This window comes from Arthrobacter sp. 10T419, assembly GCF_056394105.1.
In genome coordinates, this window is record NZ_JBFTHF010000004.1 from 74,582 (window position 1) to 93,479 (window position 18,898).

Annotated in this window: 18 protein-coding genes; 10 read left to right on the plus strand and 8 right to left on the minus strand. The window is 68.8% G+C overall.

Features of this window, described 5'->3' with window-relative positions:
* Nucleotides 1–74 precede the first annotated feature (74 nt).
* The gene (locus AC1DBD_RS09220) at nucleotides 75–1,148 is read left to right on the plus strand and encodes a lipid II:glycine glycyltransferase FemX (protein WP_476981932.1); all 1,074 of its coding nucleotides are present in this window, start codon (nucleotides 75–77) and stop codon (nucleotides 1,146–1,148) included.
* Nucleotides 1,149–1,179: 31 nt separating this feature from the next.
* A complete protein-coding gene (locus tag AC1DBD_RS09225; RefSeq protein WP_441418252.1) occupies nucleotides 1,180–2,676 on the plus strand; it encodes a threonine/serine exporter family protein in 1,497 nt (498 codons plus the stop codon).
* A gap of 166 nt (nucleotides 2,677–2,842) precedes the next feature.
* On the opposite strand, the gene AC1DBD_RS09230 is transcribed toward AC1DBD_RS09225, so the two are convergent.
* Nucleotides 2,843–3,682 (minus strand): siderophore-interacting protein, encoded by an 840-nt coding sequence (locus AC1DBD_RS09230; protein ID WP_476981933.1) that lies wholly within the window; start codon nucleotides 3,680–3,682, stop codon nucleotides 2,843–2,845.
* A gap of 26 nt (nucleotides 3,683–3,708) precedes the next feature.
* Nucleotides 3,709–4,413: a uracil-DNA glycosylase gene (locus AC1DBD_RS09235; RefSeq protein WP_441418394.1), complete on the minus strand. Its 705-nt coding sequence runs from the start codon at nucleotides 4,411–4,413 to the stop codon at nucleotides 3,709–3,711.
* Between the two features lie 184 nt (nucleotides 4,414–4,597).
* On the opposite strand from AC1DBD_RS09235, the gene AC1DBD_RS09240 reads away from it, so the two are divergent.
* From AC1DBD_RS09240 to AC1DBD_RS09265, 6 genes are all read left to right on the plus strand, one after another.
* Entirely contained in the window at nucleotides 4,598–4,921 is a 324-nt protein-coding gene (locus AC1DBD_RS09240) for a DUF3263 domain-containing protein (protein WP_441418254.1), read from the plus strand.
* A gap of 91 nt (nucleotides 4,922–5,012) precedes the next feature.
* On the plus strand, nucleotides 5,013–5,660 hold the full coding sequence (locus tag AC1DBD_RS09245) for a LytR C-terminal domain-containing protein (RefSeq protein WP_476981934.1): 648 nt from the start codon (nucleotides 5,013–5,015) through the stop codon (nucleotides 5,658–5,660).
* A 173-nt stretch (nucleotides 5,661–5,833) separates the two neighbouring features.
* Nucleotides 5,834–6,037 (plus strand): cold-shock protein, encoded by a 204-nt coding sequence (locus AC1DBD_RS09250; RefSeq protein ID WP_175322015.1) that lies wholly within the window; start codon nucleotides 5,834–5,836, stop codon nucleotides 6,035–6,037.
* Nucleotides 6,037–7,350, plus strand: a complete 1,314-nt coding sequence (locus AC1DBD_RS09255; RefSeq protein WP_476981935.1) for an ABC transporter substrate-binding protein — start codon at nucleotides 6,037–6,039, stop codon at nucleotides 7,348–7,350. Before AC1DBD_RS09250 ends, AC1DBD_RS09255 begins: the two co-directional genes overlap by 1 nt.
* 297 nt (nucleotides 7,351–7,647) lie before the next feature.
* Complete coding sequence (groL, locus tag AC1DBD_RS09260; protein WP_175322016.1) at nucleotides 7,648–9,285, plus strand: chaperonin GroEL; 1,638 nt, start codon at nucleotides 7,648–7,650, stop codon at nucleotides 9,283–9,285.
* Between the two features lie 250 nt (nucleotides 9,286–9,535).
* Complete coding sequence (locus AC1DBD_RS09265) at nucleotides 9,536–10,576, plus strand: RNase H family protein (protein WP_476981936.1); 1,041 nt, start codon at nucleotides 9,536–9,538, stop codon at nucleotides 10,574–10,576.
* A 33-nt stretch (nucleotides 10,577–10,609) separates the two neighbouring features.
* Here the strand turns inward: AC1DBD_RS09265 and AC1DBD_RS09270 are convergent, their stop codons facing one another.
* The 6 genes from AC1DBD_RS09270 to AC1DBD_RS09295 form a co-directional block, all read right to left on the minus strand.
* Nucleotides 10,610–10,897, minus strand: coding sequence for a WXG100 family type VII secretion target (locus AC1DBD_RS09270; protein WP_476981937.1), 288 nt, complete (start codon nucleotides 10,895–10,897; stop codon nucleotides 10,610–10,612).
* Between the two features lie 130 nt (nucleotides 10,898–11,027).
* Nucleotides 11,028–12,590, minus strand: a complete 1,563-nt coding sequence (locus AC1DBD_RS09275) for a sensor histidine kinase (RefSeq protein WP_476981938.1) — start codon at nucleotides 12,588–12,590, stop codon at nucleotides 11,028–11,030.
* A gap of 2 nt (nucleotides 12,591–12,592) precedes the next feature.
* A complete protein-coding gene (locus AC1DBD_RS09280) occupies nucleotides 12,593–13,303 on the minus strand; it encodes a response regulator transcription factor (protein ID WP_175322020.1) in 711 nt (236 codons plus the stop codon).
* A gap of 67 nt (nucleotides 13,304–13,370) precedes the next feature.
* Nucleotides 13,371–15,017 carry a DNA repair helicase XPB gene (locus tag AC1DBD_RS09285; protein ID WP_175322021.1) on the minus strand — a complete coding sequence of 549 codons (1,647 nt, stop codon included), beginning with the start codon at nucleotides 15,015–15,017 and terminating at the stop codon, nucleotides 13,371–13,373.
* Complete coding sequence (locus AC1DBD_RS09290; RefSeq protein ID WP_476981939.1) at nucleotides 15,014–17,515, minus strand: helicase-associated domain-containing protein; 2,502 nt, start codon at nucleotides 17,513–17,515, stop codon at nucleotides 15,014–15,016. The genes AC1DBD_RS09285 and AC1DBD_RS09290 overlap by 4 nt, the downstream gene beginning before the upstream one ends.
* Before the next feature lie 10 nt (nucleotides 17,516–17,525).
* Entirely contained in the window at nucleotides 17,526–17,759 is a 234-nt protein-coding gene (locus AC1DBD_RS09295; protein ID WP_441418260.1) for a hypothetical protein, read from the minus strand.
* Nucleotides 17,760–17,936: 177 nt separating this feature from the next.
* Here AC1DBD_RS09295 and AC1DBD_RS09300 point away from each other — a divergent pair, with 177 nt between their 5' ends.
* Both AC1DBD_RS09300 and AC1DBD_RS09305 read left to right on the plus strand, forming a co-directional pair.
* Nucleotides 17,937–18,320 carry a cold shock domain-containing protein gene (locus AC1DBD_RS09300; RefSeq protein ID WP_175322024.1) on the plus strand — a complete coding sequence of 128 codons (384 nt, stop codon included), beginning with the start codon at nucleotides 17,937–17,939 and terminating at the stop codon, nucleotides 18,318–18,320.
* A 9-nt stretch (nucleotides 18,321–18,329) separates the two neighbouring features.
* The gene (locus tag AC1DBD_RS09305; protein WP_476893149.1) at nucleotides 18,330–18,893 is read left to right on the plus strand and encodes a DUF3027 domain-containing protein; all 564 of its coding nucleotides are present in this window, start codon (nucleotides 18,330–18,332) and stop codon (nucleotides 18,891–18,893) included.
* The last annotated feature ends 5 nt before the right edge of the window (nucleotides 18,894–18,898 follow it).

Sequence of the window (18,898 nt, forward strand, 5' to 3'; positions counted from 1 at the left end):
CCTCCCGATAGACTTGATGCTGCATGCCAGCCATGCCGCCGAAGCTCGTTCCGCAAAGATTGGATACCGCACCCTTGCGAGAATTCACTGCCCGCTTTGCCTCCGCCGAAGAGGTTGCCAACTGGGACGCCCACGTCACCGCGAACCCCAACGGCGGGAATCTGCTTCAATCCGAGGCCTTCGCCGAGGTCAAGCAGCACTTCGGCTGGAAGCCCCTCCACCTGGTCTATGAGACGGCCGACTACACCAGCTACAACCTGGTCCTGGAGAAGTCCTTCCCCCTCCTCGGCAAGCTCTGGTACCTCATCAAGGGCCCGGATGTGGCCTCGGTGGAGGACATCCCCGGCATCGCGGCCGCCAACGCCGACTTCGTCAAGCGCGCCCGGCTGGGGGTATTCGCCATCAAGATCGAGCCCGACATCGTCTTGTCGGAGGACGCGCGGCGCATCATCGAAGGCGCGGGCCTGGTCAAGACCCACAACCTCCAGCCCAACGACTCCACCGCGCTGCTGGACATCTCGCCGCAGGAAAACCAGCTGCTGCGCAACCTGCACTCCCGCGGCCGCAACGCCGTCCGGCGGGCCATCCGCGAGGAGGTCGAGGTCCACAACGTGGAGCCGACCGAAGAGAACTTCCGGGCGATGTACGCGCTGATGACGAACACCGTGGAGGCCAAGTCCCAGGTCCGGGTCCGCGAGTACGAGTATTACCGCCAGTTCTGGACCAACTTCGTGGACCGCGGCCAGGGCCGGCTGCTCTTCGTCTATGAAAACGGCGTGCCCTCGGTGGGGGCGTTCGTGATCAACTACGGACGGAAGGGCACCTACAAGGACGGCGGTTCCCTGCAGAAGCGCAGCCAGTACGGCGACTCGCACCTGGTCCAGTGGACGGCCATCAACCAGCTCAAGGAACTCGGCTGCACCGAATACGACTTCTGCGGCACGCCGCCCAGCGACAAGCTGAAGGACACCTCCAATCCCTTCCACGGCCTCGGCCTGTTCAAGACCAGCTTCAGCAAGACCGTCACGGACTTCGTCGGCTGCTACGACCAGGTCCTGAGTCCGCTGAAGTACAAGGCCTGGATGGCCGCCGGGGAGCGCGTCGCCCGCCAGCTGTACACGCGGCGCACGGGCCAGCAGTTCTACTAGACCGCCCGCAAGGTGAAATGAGGAGGCCGGAATGACCAAACCACCCGACGGCCGCCGCGGGCCGCAGACGGACGGCCTGCCCCGGACCGAGCCGATGTCGCCCCTGCAGGTGCGCCAGAACGCCGCCGCCAAACGCATGCTCCGCAGGCTGGTCCAAGGTGAGAACCCGCCCACGGCACCGCTGAGCATCGTCGACCGGCTGGCCGGCAGCCCGTACGCCAACCCGATGATCCAGGTCGGAGGCGTGGACACCTCCGCCCGCAAGACCATCGACTTTGCCCTCAAGCTGGCCGAATCGATGTTCCGCTACGGCGCCGGTGCCCTCGAAGTGGAAACCAGCATCATCGCCATTACCGCCGCGCTGGGGCTGAAGAACATCGAGGTGGACATCACCAACCAGTCGGTGGCCATCAACTATGCCCCGAAGGACCAGACACCCATTACGCTGCTGCGCGTGGTGCGGTCCTGGACCAACAACTACGCCGGCCTCGCCCAGGTCCACCAGTTGGTCACGGACATTGTGGCCGGCGGAGTGGGCCGCGAGGAAGCGGTGCGCCGGCTCGAAGAGATCACGCACAGCTCGAAGCCATTCCCGCGCTGGATGGTCACCGTGGCCTTCGGCGTCTTCTCCGCGGTGTTCGTCGGCGTGCTGGGCGGCGGGGTGGCCGCGTCCGGCATCGCCTTCCTGTCCAACCTGCTGATCAGCCTGCTGGCGCGGCAACTGGGCCGCTGGCGCACCCCGGACTTCTTCATCACGGCGTCCTGTTCCTTCGTCGTCACCCTGATCGCGCTGCTGCTCTGGCGCTTCGGCAGCCCGCTGGGAATCCAGATCGCCCCCGCCATCGTGGTGGTCGGCGGAATCCTCCTGCTGCTGCCCACCGGTCGGCTCGTCTCCTCGGTGCAGGACGCCATCAACGGCTTCCCGGTGACCGCGGCCGGCCGGTTCCTGTCCACCATGCTGACCTTCGGCGCGCTGGTCTCCGGGATCGCCGTCGGCTTTGTGGTGGGGGCGATGACCGGGATGCAGTCCATTGACGTCACCGAAACATTCCCGCCGAAGTATCCTTTGTGGGTGCTTGTGCCGCTGGTGGCCATCGCGGTCGTCGCGATCGGCGTCACCGAGCAGACCTCGCTGAAGCTGTTGCTGCCGACGGCGGCCGTCGGCGTCGTGGGTCATCTGGTGCTGATCGGGGGAACAGCCATCGGCATCGGTCCCCGGTTCGCCCCGGCCCTCGCCGCCGTGGTCATCGGCCTCCTGGCCCGCGTGGTCGCACTCCGGATGGGGGCCCCGCAGCTGGTCGTGGCGGTGCCCGCGGCGCTCATCCTTCTGCCGGGCCTGACTATATTCCGTTCCATGTATGTATTGACGATTGAAGAGTCCGAGATCCTGATGGGAGCCGGCGGGATGCTCAACGCCGGGGCAATCGTGCTCGGCGTCGCGGCCGGCATTGTGCTCGGCGACACCCTCGCCCGGCCGTTGACCCGGAGCCTGGCCAGCAACGAGCGGCGCCGCGCCCGCCGCCGCTAACGACGGCGGAGATGGCTCGTCTGCCTACGAGCTGAAGCGCCGCGTTTCCCCACCTTCGCCGGGCTCCGACGGCGTGTCAGCCGGCCGCGCCGGGCTGTCCCGGCGTCGTGGCGGCAAAAGTGGGGAAACTCCGCGGCGCCCGCCCGCGTCAGCCGGGGATGGCTGGCTAGATCTTGCCGATCGGCAGCTTCTTTTCGGCCTGGAAGTCGTCCTCTACCCGGCCACTGGCCCAATACCCGGAGAGCGAGACCTGGCCCCGTTCGAGGCCACGGTCGGCAAAGAACACCGGGCGCAGGCCCTTCATGTAGCCGCGCTCCCCGTGCGCGAAGACCTGCACTCGGCCCTCGGGCCACTGCGCGCCGCGTACGGCGTCCACCAGCAGGGTCCCGTTTCCGGCCGGAGTCCCGCGGCGCAGCAGCCAGCGCAGTTCCACCCCGGCCGGGGCGTCGATCGCCAGGACGTCGGCGTCGCTGTCCACCTCCAGGAAGGCCAGACCGCGGGCATCCCGGGGGAGTGACTCGATCGCGGCGCTGATCGCCGGCAGGGCGGACTCGTCGCCCGCGAAGAGGTACCAGTCCGCCGCCGGGTCAGGGTTGTAGCCCCCGCCCGGCCCGGTGAAGACAAGGCTGTCCCCGGCCTGTGCGGAGGCGGCCCACGGCCCGGCCAGGCCCTCATCGCCGTGGATGACGAAGTCGATCGCCAGCTCGCCCGCCGCCTCGTCGACCCAACGGACGGTGTAGGTCCGGGTGCGCGGCCACTCTTGCCGCGGGTGGGACTCCCGGATGGCCCAGAGATCCAGCGGCTGCGGATAGTCGACCCCCGGCTGCGGGAACGCGATCTTGACGTACCGGTCCACGTAACCGTTGTTGACGAAGGCAGCGAAACCCGGGCCGCCGGCGACGATCCGGACCATGTGCGGCGAGAGCTGCTCGCGGCGCAGGACCGTGAGGTTGGTCTGCGGCCGGGAGTTCCGGTTGGCGGTGGTGGTGGCGGGGACGGAAGTCATGGACCTAAGCCTAGCCAAGAACCGTGTCAGGGCAGCGGCGGCAGTTCCCAGTCCACGGTGCCGTCACCCTGGGCGGTGAGCAGGTCATTGGCGCGGCTGAAGGGCCGTGAGCCGAAGAACCCGCGCGAGGCCGAGAGCGGGCTGGGGTGGGCGCTGGCGATCACGGCGGCCGAGCCCAGCAGCGGCCGCACGCCCTCCGCGTCCTTGCCCCAGAGGACCACCACGAGCGGCGCGGGGCTGCCGTCGTCTCGGCGCCGCTGCGCGACGGCCCTGATGGCGGCCGCCGTGACGGCCTCCCAGCCCTTGTTCCGGTGCGAACCGGCTGCTCCGGCCCGGACGCTGAGGACTCGGTTGAGCAGCAGCACCCCCTGCTCCGCCCACCGGCTGAGATCACCGTGGACGCGGGGCGGCAGCCCGAGGTCGGCGTCGAGCTCCTTGTAGATATTGGCGAGACTGCGCGGGATCGGCCGGGTGCCGCCATCCACCGCGAAGGACAGCCCGACGGCGTGACCCGGTGTGGGGTAGGGATCCTGGCCCACAATCAGAACCCGCACGCCGGAGAGCGGCTGCCGGAAGGCCCGGAGGATGTTCGACGGCGCCGGCAGCACCTCATGGCCGTCGGCCGTCTCGGCGGCGAGGAACGCGAGGACCGACCGCAGCTGTCCCTCGACCGGTGCCAGCGCCGCGGCCCAGTCCGGCGCCACCAGCCCGTCCAAGGGAAGGTGCGCCATCGCCGCGAGGTCCACCGCCTCTGCGGCGGGGTCAAGTTCGAAGAGCGCGTCGGGATTAGATGAATCAGGCACGGCTTCATTCTCGCAGGAGCCCGGGCAGCCGGCCGGGCCGGCTAAATGACAAGCCTGTTATTCGGCCGTAACATGTGGGGGAGACCTATCGGAACGAGCCAGGGAGTGTGCAGTGGCCGAAGCAGCACCCGAGTACCTGTCGGCGGATGACGCCGACGCCGTGCTCGCGGCAGTCTCCGAAGACTCGCCGTTGAGCAGCCGGGAGCAGCAGATGCTTGCCTTGGAGCGGCAGTGGTGGAAGTACGCCGGCGCCAAGGAACAAGCCATCCGGGAACTCTTTGACCTCTCCGCCACGCACTACTACCAGATCCTCAACGCCCTGATCGACACCGAGGCGGCGCTGGCCCACGATCCCATGCTGGTCAAGAGATTGCGTAGACTACGTACGTCACGACAACGTGCCCGCACTGCACGCCGTTTGGGCTCGGACGCTTAAGAGCACGTGAAGTCCGGCCGGAAGCGCGGAATTTCGCGCGGATTCCGGCGTCGGGCCATCAGCCAGAAATCAGCAAGGACGTCGTTTTACCATGACCAAGTACGCACGGGATGAATTTGATCGGGTCCCGGAGGCCTCCACGCGCCAGGGTGTCCACCGGACGGTCGCCGCTCCCGGTGCCCGCCGGCTGGGCCCCGTCCTCGCCACCGGCGCCGCGGCCCTGGTAGTCGGCCTCGTCGCCTTCCTTCTGCTGCCCAAACTGGGCTTTGGTCCCGCCGGTGGCTCGGCCATGACCGCGGACCAAGCCAGCAACAACGCCGCGGCGTCGCAGGCACCCACAACGTCCGCCGGCTCGAAGCCGTCCCCCAGCAGCCAGCCGACCGGGAGCCTCGCCCCCGCGGGCTCCAAGCCCTCCGCTTCTGCAACGCCGAGCGCCGCCGGGGACCAGTCCGGGGACCAGAAGCTTGACAAGACCCAGCCCGTGGCGATCTACAACGGAACCACGACGCCGGGCTTGGCCGGTCGCGTCGGCTCCAGGATCTCCGCCGCTGGATGGGTCCAGGGCCCGCTCGGCAACTGGGGCGGCGCCCCCCAGCAGACCTCGGTCGTCTTCTACAAGGGCCCGGCGCAGAAGGCCAACGCCGCAGAGCTGGGTTCCCTCCTCGGGATTGGCACCCTGGTGGATTCGGCGGAATTCCAGATGCCGCTGGTCATCGTCCTCGGCCCCGGTTTCAATTAGCCCCAGGGTGGCCGCCGGCTTCGGTTACGCCTGAATAACTATTCCCGGCCGGGCCGGGACCCTGCCCGGGCACCGGTGGAAGGCTGTGGGTAGAGTGTCTGCGGACTTCATTTCGCATAACGCGGCGCACATTGGGGTGGGCCGTTCGCAAGCTAGCTGAAAGTGTGGAGAACATGGCACTGGGGACCGTCAAGTGGTTCAACGCCGAAAAGGGCTACGGGTTCATCACCGTCGACAGCTCCGGGGCCGACGTCTTCGTGCACTGGTCCGCGATCGCGGGCGAAGGCTACCGTGCTTTGGCTGAAGGCCAGCGGGTGGAACTGGAAGTCGGCGAGGGCGAAAAGGGCCCGCAGGCCGAAAGCGTCCGGCCCGCCTAGTGGCAGTCTCCGCTGCGGCAGCTGCCCCGAAGAGCGATGGCCGCCGGCGCAAGCTCCGGCGGTTCAACCGTGCAGCGGCCGCCGGCGTGGCCGCAGCCGTGGCGCTGGCCGCCTGCGCCGGTCCCACCGGCAACGCCCGGGTGGATGCCGCGGAGGCGAGCGGCGACGGAACGCTGCGGATCGGCCTGATCCTGGACAACACCGGCCGGCAGGACTTCCTCAATCCGCCCCAACTGGCGGCGGCGAAGCTGGCGGTCAAGGAAATCAACGCGGCGGGCGGCCACAAGGGTAAGCCCGTGGAACTGCTGCCCGAGTCCATCGGTACGGACACCGCGGCCCAGGCCAAGGACCTGGTGGCGGCCAAGGCCGACGTCGTGATCGGGCCCACCGACTCCAGCCGCGCCGCCGGCGCCATCGACGTCCTCTCCCGCGCCAAAGTCGCCCTCATTTCACCGGCCAACACCGCGCCGGGACTCAGCTCGTACAAGAGCGGCGGCTACTACTTCCGGACCGCGGCCGCCGACATCGCGCAGGCCTCGGTCCTGGTCAAGCTCGCCCAGGACGGCGGCGCCAAGACCCTTGCCGTGGTGCACGAGGAAGGCGACTACGGCAAGGACGTCTCCGTGGCCGTCTCGGCGGCCGCGAAGGCCGCGGGCCTGGGCACCTCCGTCGACGCTGAATTCAAGGCCGGTCAGGCGCAACAGGCGGCCGCGGCGGCCAAGGCTGCCTCGCCGGACGCCGTCGTGCTGGTGGCCCGGGACGGTGCCCAGGGCGCCATCGCCGAGCTCAACAACGCGGGACTGTCCGGAAAGAAGCTCATCCTCAGCGACGGGGCCGTAAACCAGTACGGCGACGGCCTTGGCTCCAAGGCGCTGGACGGCGCCCGCGGGGTCCTGCCGGGCACGTTCCCCTCCGCGCACTTCCAGGCGGAACTCGTGGCCGTCGACCCGGGCCTGAAGGACATGGCGTTTGCCGCCGAGACGTACGACGCCGTCAACCTCGCCGCCCTCGCCGCCGCCGCGGCGGAGGACGACGCTGGGACCTCCATCGCCTCGAAGCTGGTCGCAGTGTCCGGCGGAACGGCTGCCGGCACCGGGGCCCCGTCCGGGGAAGCCGCGGCCTGCAAGTCCTACCAGGAATGCGTGGCCGCGCTCCGCGCCGGCAAGCGCCCCGACTACGACGGCGCCTCCGGCCCGATCAACTTCGACAGCAACGGCGACGTCACCGCCGCCGCCTACATGGTCTACAGCTATGGCCCGGACAACAACGCCGAGATGACCGGCAGCGAAACGGCCCGCAGCGCCGGCTCCTGATCGCTCCTAGCGAAGAGCGCCCGGCGGGGCGCACCCTGACCTCACCACTGCTTGCACTCTCCCCGGGGGAGTGCTAATTATGGAGTTAGCACTCCCGCGTATTGACTGCTAACTCGACGCCCCGGTTCGGCCGGTCGCGTGGAGGCGGCGGACGGACCGGGAGCGAGAGAAATACCTGGCTGGGGTGAGATCCCCGGCCCGGCGGCGTACAGAGGCTGCCGGGTTGGAATCGTCCGTCGCGGGCACCGCAGCGCAAGGTTCATTCTTAACGACTGTCCCGAAAGGACTACTGCCGTTATGGCCAAGATCATTGCATTTGATGAAGAGGCACGCCGCGGTCTTGAGCGGGGCCTGAACATCCTCGCCGACGCCGTCAAGGTCACCCTCGGCCCGCGTGGACGCAACGTCGTCCTCGAAAAGAAGTGGGGCGCCCCCACGATCACCAACGATGGTGTCTCCATCGCCAAGGAGATCGAGCTGGACGACCCTTACGAGAAGATCGGCGCCGAGCTGGTCAAGGAAGTTGCCAAGAAGACTGACGACGTCGCCGGTGACGGTACCACCACGGCAACCGTGCTGGCCCAGGCCCTCGTCAAGGAAGGCCTGCGCAACGTCGCGGCCGGCGCTGACCCGCTGTCCCTCAAGCGCGGCATCGAGAAGGCTGTTGAAGCGGTCACCCGCGAGCTCCTGGCTTCTGCCAAGGAAATCGAAACCAAGGAAGAGATCGCCGCCACCGCGTCCATCTCCGCCGGTGACAACGAAATTGGCGCCCTGATTGCCGAAGCCCTGGACAAGGTCGGCAAGGAAGGCGTCATCACCGTCGAGGAGTCGAACACCTTCGGCCTCGAGCTGGAGCTCACCGAGGGCATGCGTTTCGACAAGGGCTACATCTCGGCCTACTTCGTCACCGACGCCGAGCGTCAGGAAACGGTCCTCGAGGATCCGTACATCCTGATCGTCAACTCCAAGATCTCCAACGTCAAGGAACTGGTTGCAGTCCTCGAAAAGGTCATGCAGTCCAACAAGCCGCTGCTGATCATCGCCGAGGACATCGAGGGCGAGGCCCTGGCCACCCTGATCGTGAACAAGATCCGCGGCACCTTCAAGTCCGTCGCCGTCAAGGCTCCGGGCTTCGGTGACCGCCGTAAGGCACAGCTGGCCGACATCGCCATCCTCACCGGCGGCCAGGTCATCTCCGAGGAAGTCGGCCTCAAGCTTGAGACCGCCGGCCTCGAACTGCTGGGCAAGGCACGCAAGGTTGTTGTCACCAAGGACGAGACCACCATCGTCGAAGGTGCCGGCGACGCCGACCAGATCGCCGGCCGTGTGTCCCAGATCCGCGCCGAGATCGAGAACTCCGATTCCGACTACGACCGCGAGAAGCTGCAGGAACGCCTGGCCAAGCTGGCCGGCGGCGTTGCAGTCATCAAGGCCGGTGCCGCAACCGAGGTTGAGCTCAAGGAACGCAAGCACCGCATCGAGGACGCTGTCCGCAACGCCAAGGCTGCTGTCGAAGAGGGCATCGTCGCCGGCGGTGGCGTGGCCCTGATCCAGGCCGGCGCCAAGGCGTTCGCCAACCTGCAGCTCGAAGGTGACGAGGCAACCGGCGCGAACATCGTGCGCGTAGCCATCGACGCCCCGCTGAAGCAGATCGCCTTCAACGCCGGCCTCGAGCCCGGCGTTGTGGTGGACAAGGTCCGCGGCCTGCCCGCGGGCCACGGCCTGAACGCAGCAACCGGCGAGTACGTCGATCTGCTCGCTGCCGGCATCAACGACCCGGTCAAGGTCACCCGCTCGGCCCTGCAGAACGCGGCTTCCATCGCCGGCCTGTTCCTCACCACCGAGGCCGTCGTGGCCGACAAGCCGGAGAAGAACTCCCCGGCCATGGGCGGCGGCGACGACATGGGCGGCATGGGCGGCATGGGCGGTTTCTAACCACCCGGCTACCAAGCCCTGAACGCCTGAACTGACGGTTCTCCGTCAGCGACGGCACGTTCGACGACGGCGGTCCCACCACTGGTGGGGCCGCCGTCGTCGTTAAACCCTCCCGCCCCGGGGCATCGCCCCTCAGGTGGTGCGGTGGTTGGCCGGGTGCTCTCGGTTGGTGGGGTGCTCTTACCCGGTGCCGGTGCCAGTGCCGGTGGTGCGGGAGCGTCGGGCGGCGGAGGTCTGGCAGGATGGTGCAGTGACGATTACAGCAGCGGCCGACGGTTCGGCTTTAGGAAATCCCGGCCCGGCCGGATGGGCCTGGTACGTGAACGACGACTGCTGGCGTGCCGGCGGGTGGCCGCACGGGACCAACAACCAGGGGGAGCTGATGGCCGTCCTGGACCTCTTCCGGGCCACGGCGCACCTTCCGGGCGAGGACCTGCACATTCTGTGCGACAGCCAGTACGTCATCAACTCGGTGACCAAGTGGATGCCCGGCTGGAAGCGTAAAGGCTGGCGGAAGTCCGACGGCAAGCCGGTGCTCAACGTTGAGCTGCTCAAGGAGATCGATCAGGCGCTCACCGGACGCAAGTACACCTTCGAATGGGTCCGCGGACACGCCGGCCACGACCTCAACGAGGCGGCGGATGACCGCGCCAGGGCCGCCGCCACCGCCTACCAGCAGGGCGTCGCGGCCCGGCAGGGCCCCGGCTTCGTCCGAGCCGGAGACGTTGCCGCCGCCGGCGTGCAGACTGCCCCCGCCGCGCAGCAGGCTTCGGCCGCGCCGGCCCCGGCCTCAGCCCCGGCGCAGTCCCGGCAGGCATCGTCCGCTCACGCCGGAACGCGGGAACTGATCGCTGAGCCGACGCTGTTCGGCGAATCCAGCCTTTTCGCTGAGCCGGATCTCTTCAGCGAACTGGAGGAGGAATCCCGCGTTGCGGCGGCCGGCCCGGAGCAGAGCCCGGAGGCAATCGTCGAGGCGCTGGAGCGAGAGCTGCTGCTCCCCGAGACGCGCTCGGATCTGGGGCGCACAGGAGTGCTGCTGCACCCGGACTTTACCGAGATCGGCAGTTCCGGACGGCTCTGGACCCGCGACGAGACGATGATGGCCCTCGAGGATGATCCCGGTGTGCCCGCCGAGCTGGAGCTTCTGGCCGCGGACCGCCTCAGTGAGGGCGCCGTGCTGCTCACCTACCGCAGCCACACCCGCACGGGGACGGCGTTGCGCAGCTCCCTGTGGGTCCTGGACGGCGCGCAATGGCGGCTCCGCTTCCACCAGGGCACTCCCGAGGCCTAGGAGGCACACAGGGCCGCGGGCAGGCCTCCGCCGCTAGTTGAACCGCTGGGCGTTGCTCAGCTCGGCCTGGGCGTAGCTGGCCGCGGCGGATTTGAGCGCGAGATTGATCGAAGCCAGGGAGGCCTCGACCTTGCCCTGGGTCAGGGTCCATTCTGCAAGCAGGGCCTGGAAATTGGTGGCGGCCGACCCGCGCCAGCTCGCCTGCAGTTCGTCCAGCCCGTGCCTCATGGCCTGCACGTCGGCGCTGATTCTTTCCACCGTGGCCTGGACGTTGGCGGACTTGAGCTGGAGCAGTTCGGTATCGACGGAAATGATGCTCACGGGAGGGCCTTTCACGGGTGCCGGGGATGAGGATGTCCGGATTTTCCTGACACTGTCAGCCTAGGAAGGCGCTGCGGCCTGCCCCAGCGGAGAAGCCCCCTATGTGGAAAACCCGACCAGCGTAAAAGGGTTACCCGCGCGCCGCGCCGCCCGACCCCAGGCCAGGCTCCACGCCTGCATCAGCGCCGGACCCAGCGCCGGACTCAGCGTCCGGCTCAGCGCCTTTCAGCTCCGCTTCTGCTGTCTCGGCCTCCGGCGGCTCCGCTTCGGCCAGGAACGGGAGGCTGACCACCAGGGTGGCGCCGCCGCCCTCGGTCGGCTGGACACGGACCGAGCCCGAGTGCGAGCCGACGATGGCCGCCACGATTGCCAGTCCGAGGCCGCTGCCGCCGGTCTCCCTGGTCCGGGAGGTGTCCGCACGGTAAAAGCGTTCAAAGATCCGGGCCGCTTCGTCCTCCGAGACACCCGGCCCGTGGTCACGGACTTCGATCACGGAGCGGCGCGTCCCGTCGGCGTCGGACCGCACCCCCACGGCGAGCTCGATCGGGGTGCCATCCGGGGTGTAGCGCAGGGCGTTGCCCACGAGGTTGCCGACCACCTGGCGCAGCTTCGCCTCGTCGCCCATCACCGGGGCCGACGCCCCCGCGCCGCCGTCGAGGCCCCGGAGCGAGATCACCCGGCTGCGGTCGCTGGCCTGGGTGTCAACCACGGCGTCATGGGCCAGCAGCAGCAGGTCCACCGGCTTCTGCTGCAGCGGGCGCTGTTCGTCGATCCGGGCCAGCAGCAGCAGGTCTTCCACCATCGCACCCATCCGCTTGGCCTCGCTCTCGATCCGGCCCATCGCGGTGGCGACGTCCTCGGGCGTGGCCAGGGCGCCGTGCCGGTACAGCTCCGAGAAGCCGCGGATTGTGACCAGCGGGGTGCGCAGTTCGTGGGACGCGTCGGCGGCGAAGCGGCGCATCCTCTCCTCGGAGGCCATCCTGGCGGCAAAGGCCGACTCGATATGCGCCAGCATGGCGTTGAGGGACCGGCTGAGCCGGCCGACCTCGGTGTCGGGGTTCTCGACTTCCACGCGCCGCGAGAGGTCGCCCGCGGCGATGGCGGCCGCGGTCTTTTCCACCCGCGCCAGCGGCCGGAAGGACCGGGTGACGGTCCAGGTGGCAATGAAGAAGGCCAGCACCAGGGTCAGCAGCCCGACGCCGACCACCACGAGCGCGGCGTGCTCCATCACCGAATCCACCGGATACAGCGGCAGTCCGATCACGACGACGGCGGCGCGCTGGTTGCCGTCCAGCACGTTGACGGCCACCACCCGCCAGTTCCGCCCGTCGGTGCCGCGGACCTGGAACGGAACCTCGCCGCGGTCGTGGGCCTCCTGCGGCGCGATGCTGCTGATGGCCGGCCGTGAGCCCTTGCTGCCGCCGAACACGTAGGCGGACTGGCCCGGGCTGAAAAGCATCAGCGAATAGTCGGTGGGGACGTTCGGGTTCTGGTCCTGCAGCTGGCTGAAGGATTGCTGCTGCCGGGCCGATCCCACGGCGGCCTTGAGCTTGTCATCGACCTGGCCCTGCAGGTAGCTGTGCAGCAGGGCAAGCGTGCCCGCGCCCGTGGCGGTGAGGGCCACGAGCATCAGGGCCATCATGATGGCGACCAGCTGCGACCGCAGCGATGCCGCCTTCCATCGGTGCAGCAAGGTCAGCGCTTCTCAGCCGTCCGGAGCACGTAGCCGACGCCCCGCTTCGTCTGGATCAGGGCCGGCGCCGCGGGGTCGATGTCCACCTTGCGCCGGAGGTAGGAGATGTAGGACTCCACGATCGAGGCGTCGCCGTTGAAGTCGTACTCCCAGACGTGGTCCAGGATCTGGGCCTTGGAGAGCACCCGGTTCGGGTTGAGCATGAGGTAGCGCAGCAGCTTGAACTCGGTGGGGGACAACTCGATCACTGTGCCACCGCGGCGCACCTCATGGGCGTCGTCGTCGAGCTCAAGATCGTCGACCCGGATGACGGCGTCGTCGTCCTGCAGCGGCTGGGTGCGGCGCAGCACGGCGCGGATGCGGGCCACCACCTCGTCGAGGCTGAACGGTTTGGTGACGTAGTCGTCGCCGCCGACGGTAAGGCCGGTGACCTTGTCCTCGGTGTCGTCCTTGGCGGTCAGGAACAGCACCGGGAAATGCTTGCCCGCGGCGCGCAGCCGGCGGGTGACGGTGAACCCGTCCATGTCCGGCAGCATCACGTCGAGGACGGCGAGGTCCGGGGAGTGGAGCTCCGCGGCGGCGAGGGCATCGCGGCCGGTACCTGCGGAGACGACTTCGAACCCGGCGAAGCGCAGCGAGGTAGAAAGCAGCTCGCGGATGTTGGGTTCATCATCGACGACGAGCAGCTTGGCTTCGGGACCGTTCTTTTTCATGGTTCCCATGATGCTCCCAGACTCTGTGAGTTTTCTGAAAGGCGGATGTGTGTTGAATGGGCGTCTGCTAGTTGCCTGCGCCGACGTCCTTGGCGTCCATGATCCGGTAGGCGTAGCCCTGCTCGGCCAGGAAGCGCTGGCGTTTCGCGGCAAAGTCCTGGTCCAGGGTGTCCCTGGCCACGAGCGAGTAGAACCGCGCGGCCCGGCCGTCCTGCTTGGGACGTAGCAGGCGTCCCAGCCGCTGCGCCTCCTCCTGGCGTGAGCCGAAGGAACCGGAAACCTGGATCGCCACCGAGGCCTCCGGCAAGTCGATGGAGAAGTTGGCGACCTTGGACACCACAAGGGTCTGGACCTCCCCGGCGCGGAACGCGTCGAAGAGCCGCTGGCGCTCCTTGACCGAGGTGTCGCCCTTGATCACCGGCGCCTGCAGGCGCTCGCCGATCTCGTCCAGCTGGTCGATGTACTGCCCGATCACGAGCAGCTGCTCGCCGGCGTGTTCCGCCACAAGCCGCTCCACGATCCCGGTCTTGGTCTCGGACGTCGCGCAGAGCCGGTACTTGTCGGCGTCCTCGGCCATGGCATAGGCCACCCGTTCGTCCCGGGGGAGGTCGACCCGGACTTCAACGCAGTCCGCAGGGGCGATGTAGCCCTGCGCCTCGATGTCCTTCCACGGGGCGTCGTAGCGCTTGGGTCCGATCAGGCTGAACACCTCTCCCTCGCGGCCGTCCTCGCGGACCAGGGTGGCGGTCAACCCGAGGCGGCGGCGCGCCTGCAGGTCCGCGGTCATCCGGAAGATCGGCGCCGGGAGCAGGTGGACCTCGTCGTAGATGATGAGGCCCCAGTCGTTGCCGTCGACCAGTTCCAGGTGCGGGTACAGCCCGCCGCGCTTGGTGGTGAGCACTTGGTACGTGGCGATCGTGACGGGGCGGACTTCCTTGACGGAACCGGAGTATTCGCCGATCTCCTCCTCGGTGAGCGAGGTCCTCTTGAGCAGCTCGTCCTTCCACTGCCGCGCGGACACTGTGTTGGTCACCAGGATCAGCGTGGTGGTGGAACTCGTGGCCATCGCGGCGGCACCCACCAGGGTCTTGCCGGCCCCGCAGGGAAGCACGACGACGCCGCTGCCGCCGGCCCAGAAGTTCTCCGTGGCCAGTTGCTGGTACGGGCGGAGCTTCCAGCCGGTTTCGTTGAGCATGATGGGGTGCGGCGTGCCGTCCACGTAGCCGGCGAAGTCCTCCGCAGGCCAGCCGATCTTCAGCAGCAGCTGCTTGAGCTGGCCGCGCTGGGAGGAGTGCACCACCACGGTCTCGGCATCGATCCGCGGCCCCAACAACGGAGCGATCTTCTTGGCGCGGCTGACTTCTTCGAGGACCGGATAGTCGGAGGTGCGCATCACGAGGCCGTGCTGCGGATCCTTCTCCAGCCGCAGCCGGCCGTAACGGGACATGGTCTCTTCGATGTCGATCAGCAGGGAGTGCGGCACCGGGAACCGGGAGTACTTGAGCAGCGTATCCAAGACCTGTTCGGCGTCCAGCCCGGCGGCCCGGGCGTTCCAAAGTCCCAGCGGCGTGAGGCGGTAGCTGTGGACATGCTCGGGGGCGCGCTCCAGCTCGGCGAACGCCGCGATTGCATGGCGCGCCTCGGTGGCCTGTTCGTGGTCCACTTCCAGCAGGATGGTCTTGTCACTCTGGACGATCAGCGGTCCGTCATTCACTGGAGCAATTCCTCTGTGGCTTCAACATCAATGATCCGGTGGATGGACAGGACACGTTCGGTTTCCTTGGCCGGATCGAACACGCGCACACGCCCGCCATTCACTGCTACCGGAACAACGGTTTCGCGGGTGGCATTCCCCAGGCTGTCCACGATGTTCATCACCACCCGCTGCTTGAGCCGGATGGCCTTCTGCAGGGTCTCCAGGCCCAGTTGCGTCGCGGCCTCGCCGCCCGCCCCGGCCCCGCGGCTTCCGGGGGCGGCGGCATCGGAGAAGGAGGAAGGCGAACCGCCGTCGCGCAGCACCGCGAGCTGGGCGTCGACGTCGGCGTTCGCCGGAGCGGTGCGCGGGGCGGTGTAGACCGGCCGGACGCTGCCTGGCGCCGCGGTGCTGCGGCGCAGCCGGACGGTGGCCGAACCGGTTTCCTCCACCGCGGGGGACAGGCCCAGCCCGCGCAGCAGCTGGGCCGCTTCCCGGGGTGCGACGTGCGAGACCAGCACGGTCGGGGCGATCCGGACCAGGCCCAGTCCGGACGCCGCGGGGGTGTTGAGCAGCTCCAGCAGGGCTGTTTCATCCTCGCTCTGGATGAAGCTGGCGGCCGGGCCCACCCGGAGCCGGGCGTGGCGCGCGGCGGTGTCCTCGATGAGGTACTGCAGCGGCTGGGGCACGGCGGTGGCCGAGTGCTCGCGCAGGAAGTCCATGAGTGCCCCGGCGTCCTGCCCGGCGTCCAGGGCGCGCCGGACGGACGCCACCGAAAAGCGGTAGATGGTGGCCGGCCCCTGGCCCTCCGCGTCGGCCATGGTCAGGAGTTTCTCGCTCAGTTCCGGGTCCAGGTAGCCGGGGGCGACGGCGGTCAGGTCCGCCTGGAGCAACACATGGTTCAGCGCCGCCGGCAGGTGCTCGCCGAGGATGGCCAGGGCTTCGTCGGGCTGTTCGACGGCGATCGCCGCCCCGATCTGGCTGAGGGCGCCCGAGCCGACCAGGCCCAGCATTTCGGCTTCGGCGAGGACGCCCTGGATGAGCGAACTGAAGCGCCGCGCCATCCGCGGCTGCGACCAGTCGGCCCGTTCCAACACGGCGGCGGCGTCCAGCACCGGCGCCTCCCCGTCGGCCGCGGCCGCCTCCTGGGTGAGTTCGTTGAGGATTTCCAGGATCCGTTTCCGGACCACGGGGGCGTCCGGCCGCTGCGCCTCCGCGGAGAGGGCATTGATGGCGCTGCCGGCGGGGCCGCGGTGCGCCTGCGCGGTGGCGACGCCGCTGACCGGCTGCCCGACCAGCGACGGGACCCGTTCGCTGGCAAGCCAGGCGTTGACCAGCCACAGCCACTGCTCCTGCCGGGGCAGCGTTAGCCATTCCAGCTGCGGCGCCTGGATCCAGGCGGAGCTGTCCACGTCCAGGCGGAGCAGCCCGGAGAGGGCGCACAGCTCGGCGAGGACGCCAGCCTCATGCAGCCCGATTCGCAGGGCGTCGGCGAGGCGCTTCATTTCCCGGATGCCCACGCCGCCGCTGCGCAACGTGGCGAGCGGCTGCTCGCGCACGGCGTACAGCAGTTCGCCGGTCAGCCGCAGGGTTTCGGCGATGGCGCCGAGCGCGGCATTGCGGCGCAGCGAAGCGCTGGTCTGTCCCAGTCTCGGCACCGGCGGGCTGAGCGCGAAGTGCTCAATGACGAAGCCGCCGCGGAGCGAGACGCCCACGCTGTGCGGGAGCTCCACGTGGGCGGCGTCTAGCGGCACCAGCAGCCCGCGGGCCAGCAGCCAGTCGACGGGCCCGACGTCGGAGCCCTCGTTCAGCACGGACGCGCGGCGCTGCGCCTGGGGCACCGCGCCCATGGCCCAGTTTCCGAAGCGGGCGAGGAGCGCGGTCGTGCGCTCCGGTGCGGTGGCCAGGATCGCTTGCAGGGCCTCCGGCGACGCGGTCCAGTGCTGCAGCGACAGCGCCGCCTCCATCGGGGTGCTGGCGGGGGCGATGTCGGCGCCGGTGTGGTGGAGCTCGCCGACCAGCTGCACCACACGCTGCGCGAAGGCCGGCTGGAGCCGGACGAGCTCCGTGTAGCTGCGTCCCAGCCCCGCCGGGTAGATGCCGATGACGTCCTTGAGGCTGCCGACCGGGAGGTAATGGCGCTGCCGGGCCGTGGCCTGGCTGGCGCCGTGCGGGGGGTCGGCCCGGTGCACAAGCGCCAGTTCCTGCAGGGAGTGCAGCAGCCGGTCCAGCGCGGCGACGGAAGAGCCGTTGATCAGGCGCTTGAGCGTCGCGGCGGACGCGCTGTGTCCGGTGTCCGTGTTGGTGCACAGGTGCAGGGTTTCGAGCACCTGCATTTGCGGACGGTTCAGCCGTTCCAGCGCCCGTTGCACACTGACCCGGCCGCTGGCTCGGGCGGCGAGGGCGGAGAAATCCGGCACCGGGGGGGAAATCAGGTCCGGCCGCGCGGAGAACAGGGCCCGCAACGAGTCGTCGCTGCGGGACTGCAGTTCCTTGCTGAGCGCGCGGATAAGGGACATCAGTCCAACGCTACCTTCCGCCGTGCCCGGGTGTCCGGCGCCGGGCAGCGACGGCGTCGACCACCAGGGCGAGCATGAGCAGGAACGCCACGGGCAGCCCGTAGAGCGCGGTCGACGTGACCCAGGCCGGCGCCACCGTGTTGTTGAAGGCCATGACCATGACGGCTCCGACGGCGGCCAGCGAGAGCGCGGCAACGGTGGCCGCAAGAATCAAGAGCGGCCGCCGGAAGCGCTGTGGTGTCATGGAGGCAACGCTAACAGCCCGGCTTCGCCCGCGCCTCAAGCCGTCAAAGTGGCCAAGGCAGGATAACCTTGGAGGAACAGACCAACACGGTCCGGGCAGTCACACCCTGAACCCGCATATCCATGCGGATGCGGTGACCGCCGGCCGCGTCCCCGCAGAACGAAGAAGGTTGATTACGTGCCTACCGGCAAGGTCAAGTGGTATGACAAGGAAAAGGGCTTCGGATTCCTCGCAGGCGAAGACGGCCAGGAGGTCTTCCTGCCCAAGTCGGCGCTGCCCGAGGGCGTAACCGAGCTCAAAGCCGGAACCCGGGTGGAATTCGGCGTCGCCGACGGCCGCAAGGGAGCCCAGGCCCTGGGCCTGCGGGTGCTGGACAAGACCCCGTCGATCGCCAAGGCCAAGCGACCCAGCGCCAAGGACCTCGCACCGCTGGTGCAGGATCTGGTCAGCGTGCTGGACAACCTCTCGGGAACGCTGTCCGCGGGCAAGTACCCGGAAGGCAACAAGGCCAAGGCGATCGCCGTCGCGCTTCGTAAGGTCGCCGACGAGCTGGACGCGTAAGGCTCTGCGATGACAACGGAACCTGAACAGAACGCCGCCGCGGCGGCCGGTGCGGCCGCCAAGGCCGCCGGCGCCAAAGCAGGATCCAAGCCGCGCTACGGCGTGCCCGTGTGGCGCGTCGGCAAGCCCGACGCCTTCCTGGCCGCGTCCGTCGATGTGGCCCGTGCCGCCGTGGAAGGCATCGCGCCGGCAGAGCAGATCGGCCGGCACCTGGGCGCGAAGAGCGAAGGCGACCGCCTGGTCACGCACCTCTTCGAGTCCAAGCTGCCCGGCTACGGCGGTTGGCAGTGGTACGCGGTGCTGACCCGCAATTCGCGCTCCAAGACCGTGACGGTGGATGAGCTGGGCCTGCTGCCCTCCGAGGATTCCATCCTGGCCCCGGAGTGGGTTCCGTGGGCCGAACGCGTGCGCCCGGAAGATGCGCAGCAGGACGAGGCCGCCGAAGCTCCCGCCGCCGCGGCTGCGTCGGATGAGACCGCCGACGACGGTGCCGCGGAGGCGCAGGCAGAGCCTGCCGAAGCAGGAGCCGACGCTGGAGCGGTCCAGGACGAGTCCGCCGTCGAGGTCGACTAACGGTT

Coding starts and splice junctions, on each gene's coding strand:
- AC1DBD_RS09245 (WP_476981934.1), top strand. CDS start 5,013: ATGACCAAGTACGCACGGGATGAATTTGATCGGGTCCCGGAGGCCTCC.
- AC1DBD_RS09235 (WP_441418394.1), bottom strand. CDS start 4,413: ATGGCGCACCTTCCCTTGGACGGGCTGGTGGCGCCGGACTGGGCCGCG.
- AC1DBD_RS09230 (WP_476981933.1), bottom strand. CDS start 3,682: ATGACTTCCGTCCCCGCCACCACCACCGCCAACCGGAACTCCCGGCCG.
- AC1DBD_RS09290 (WP_476981939.1), bottom strand. CDS start 17,515: ATGTCCCTTATCCGCGCGCTCAGCAAGGAACTGCAGTCCCGCAGCGAC.
- AC1DBD_RS09225 (WP_441418252.1), top strand. CDS start 1,180: ATGACCAAACCACCCGACGGCCGCCGCGGGCCGCAGACGGACGGCCTG.
- groL (WP_175322016.1), top strand. CDS start 7,648: ATGGCCAAGATCATTGCATTTGATGAAGAGGCACGCCGCGGTCTTGAG.
- AC1DBD_RS09280 (WP_175322020.1), bottom strand. CDS start 13,303: ATGAAAAAGAACGGTCCCGAAGCCAAGCTGCTCGTCGTCGATGATGAA.
- AC1DBD_RS09295 (WP_441418260.1), bottom strand. CDS start 17,759: ATGACACCACAGCGCTTCCGGCGGCCGCTCTTGATTCTTGCGGCCACC.
- AC1DBD_RS09250 (WP_175322015.1), top strand. CDS start 5,834: ATGGCACTGGGGACCGTCAAGTGGTTCAACGCCGAAAAGGGCTACGGG.
- AC1DBD_RS09305 (WP_476893149.1), top strand. CDS start 18,330: ATGACAACGGAACCTGAACAGAACGCCGCCGCGGCGGCCGGTGCGGCC.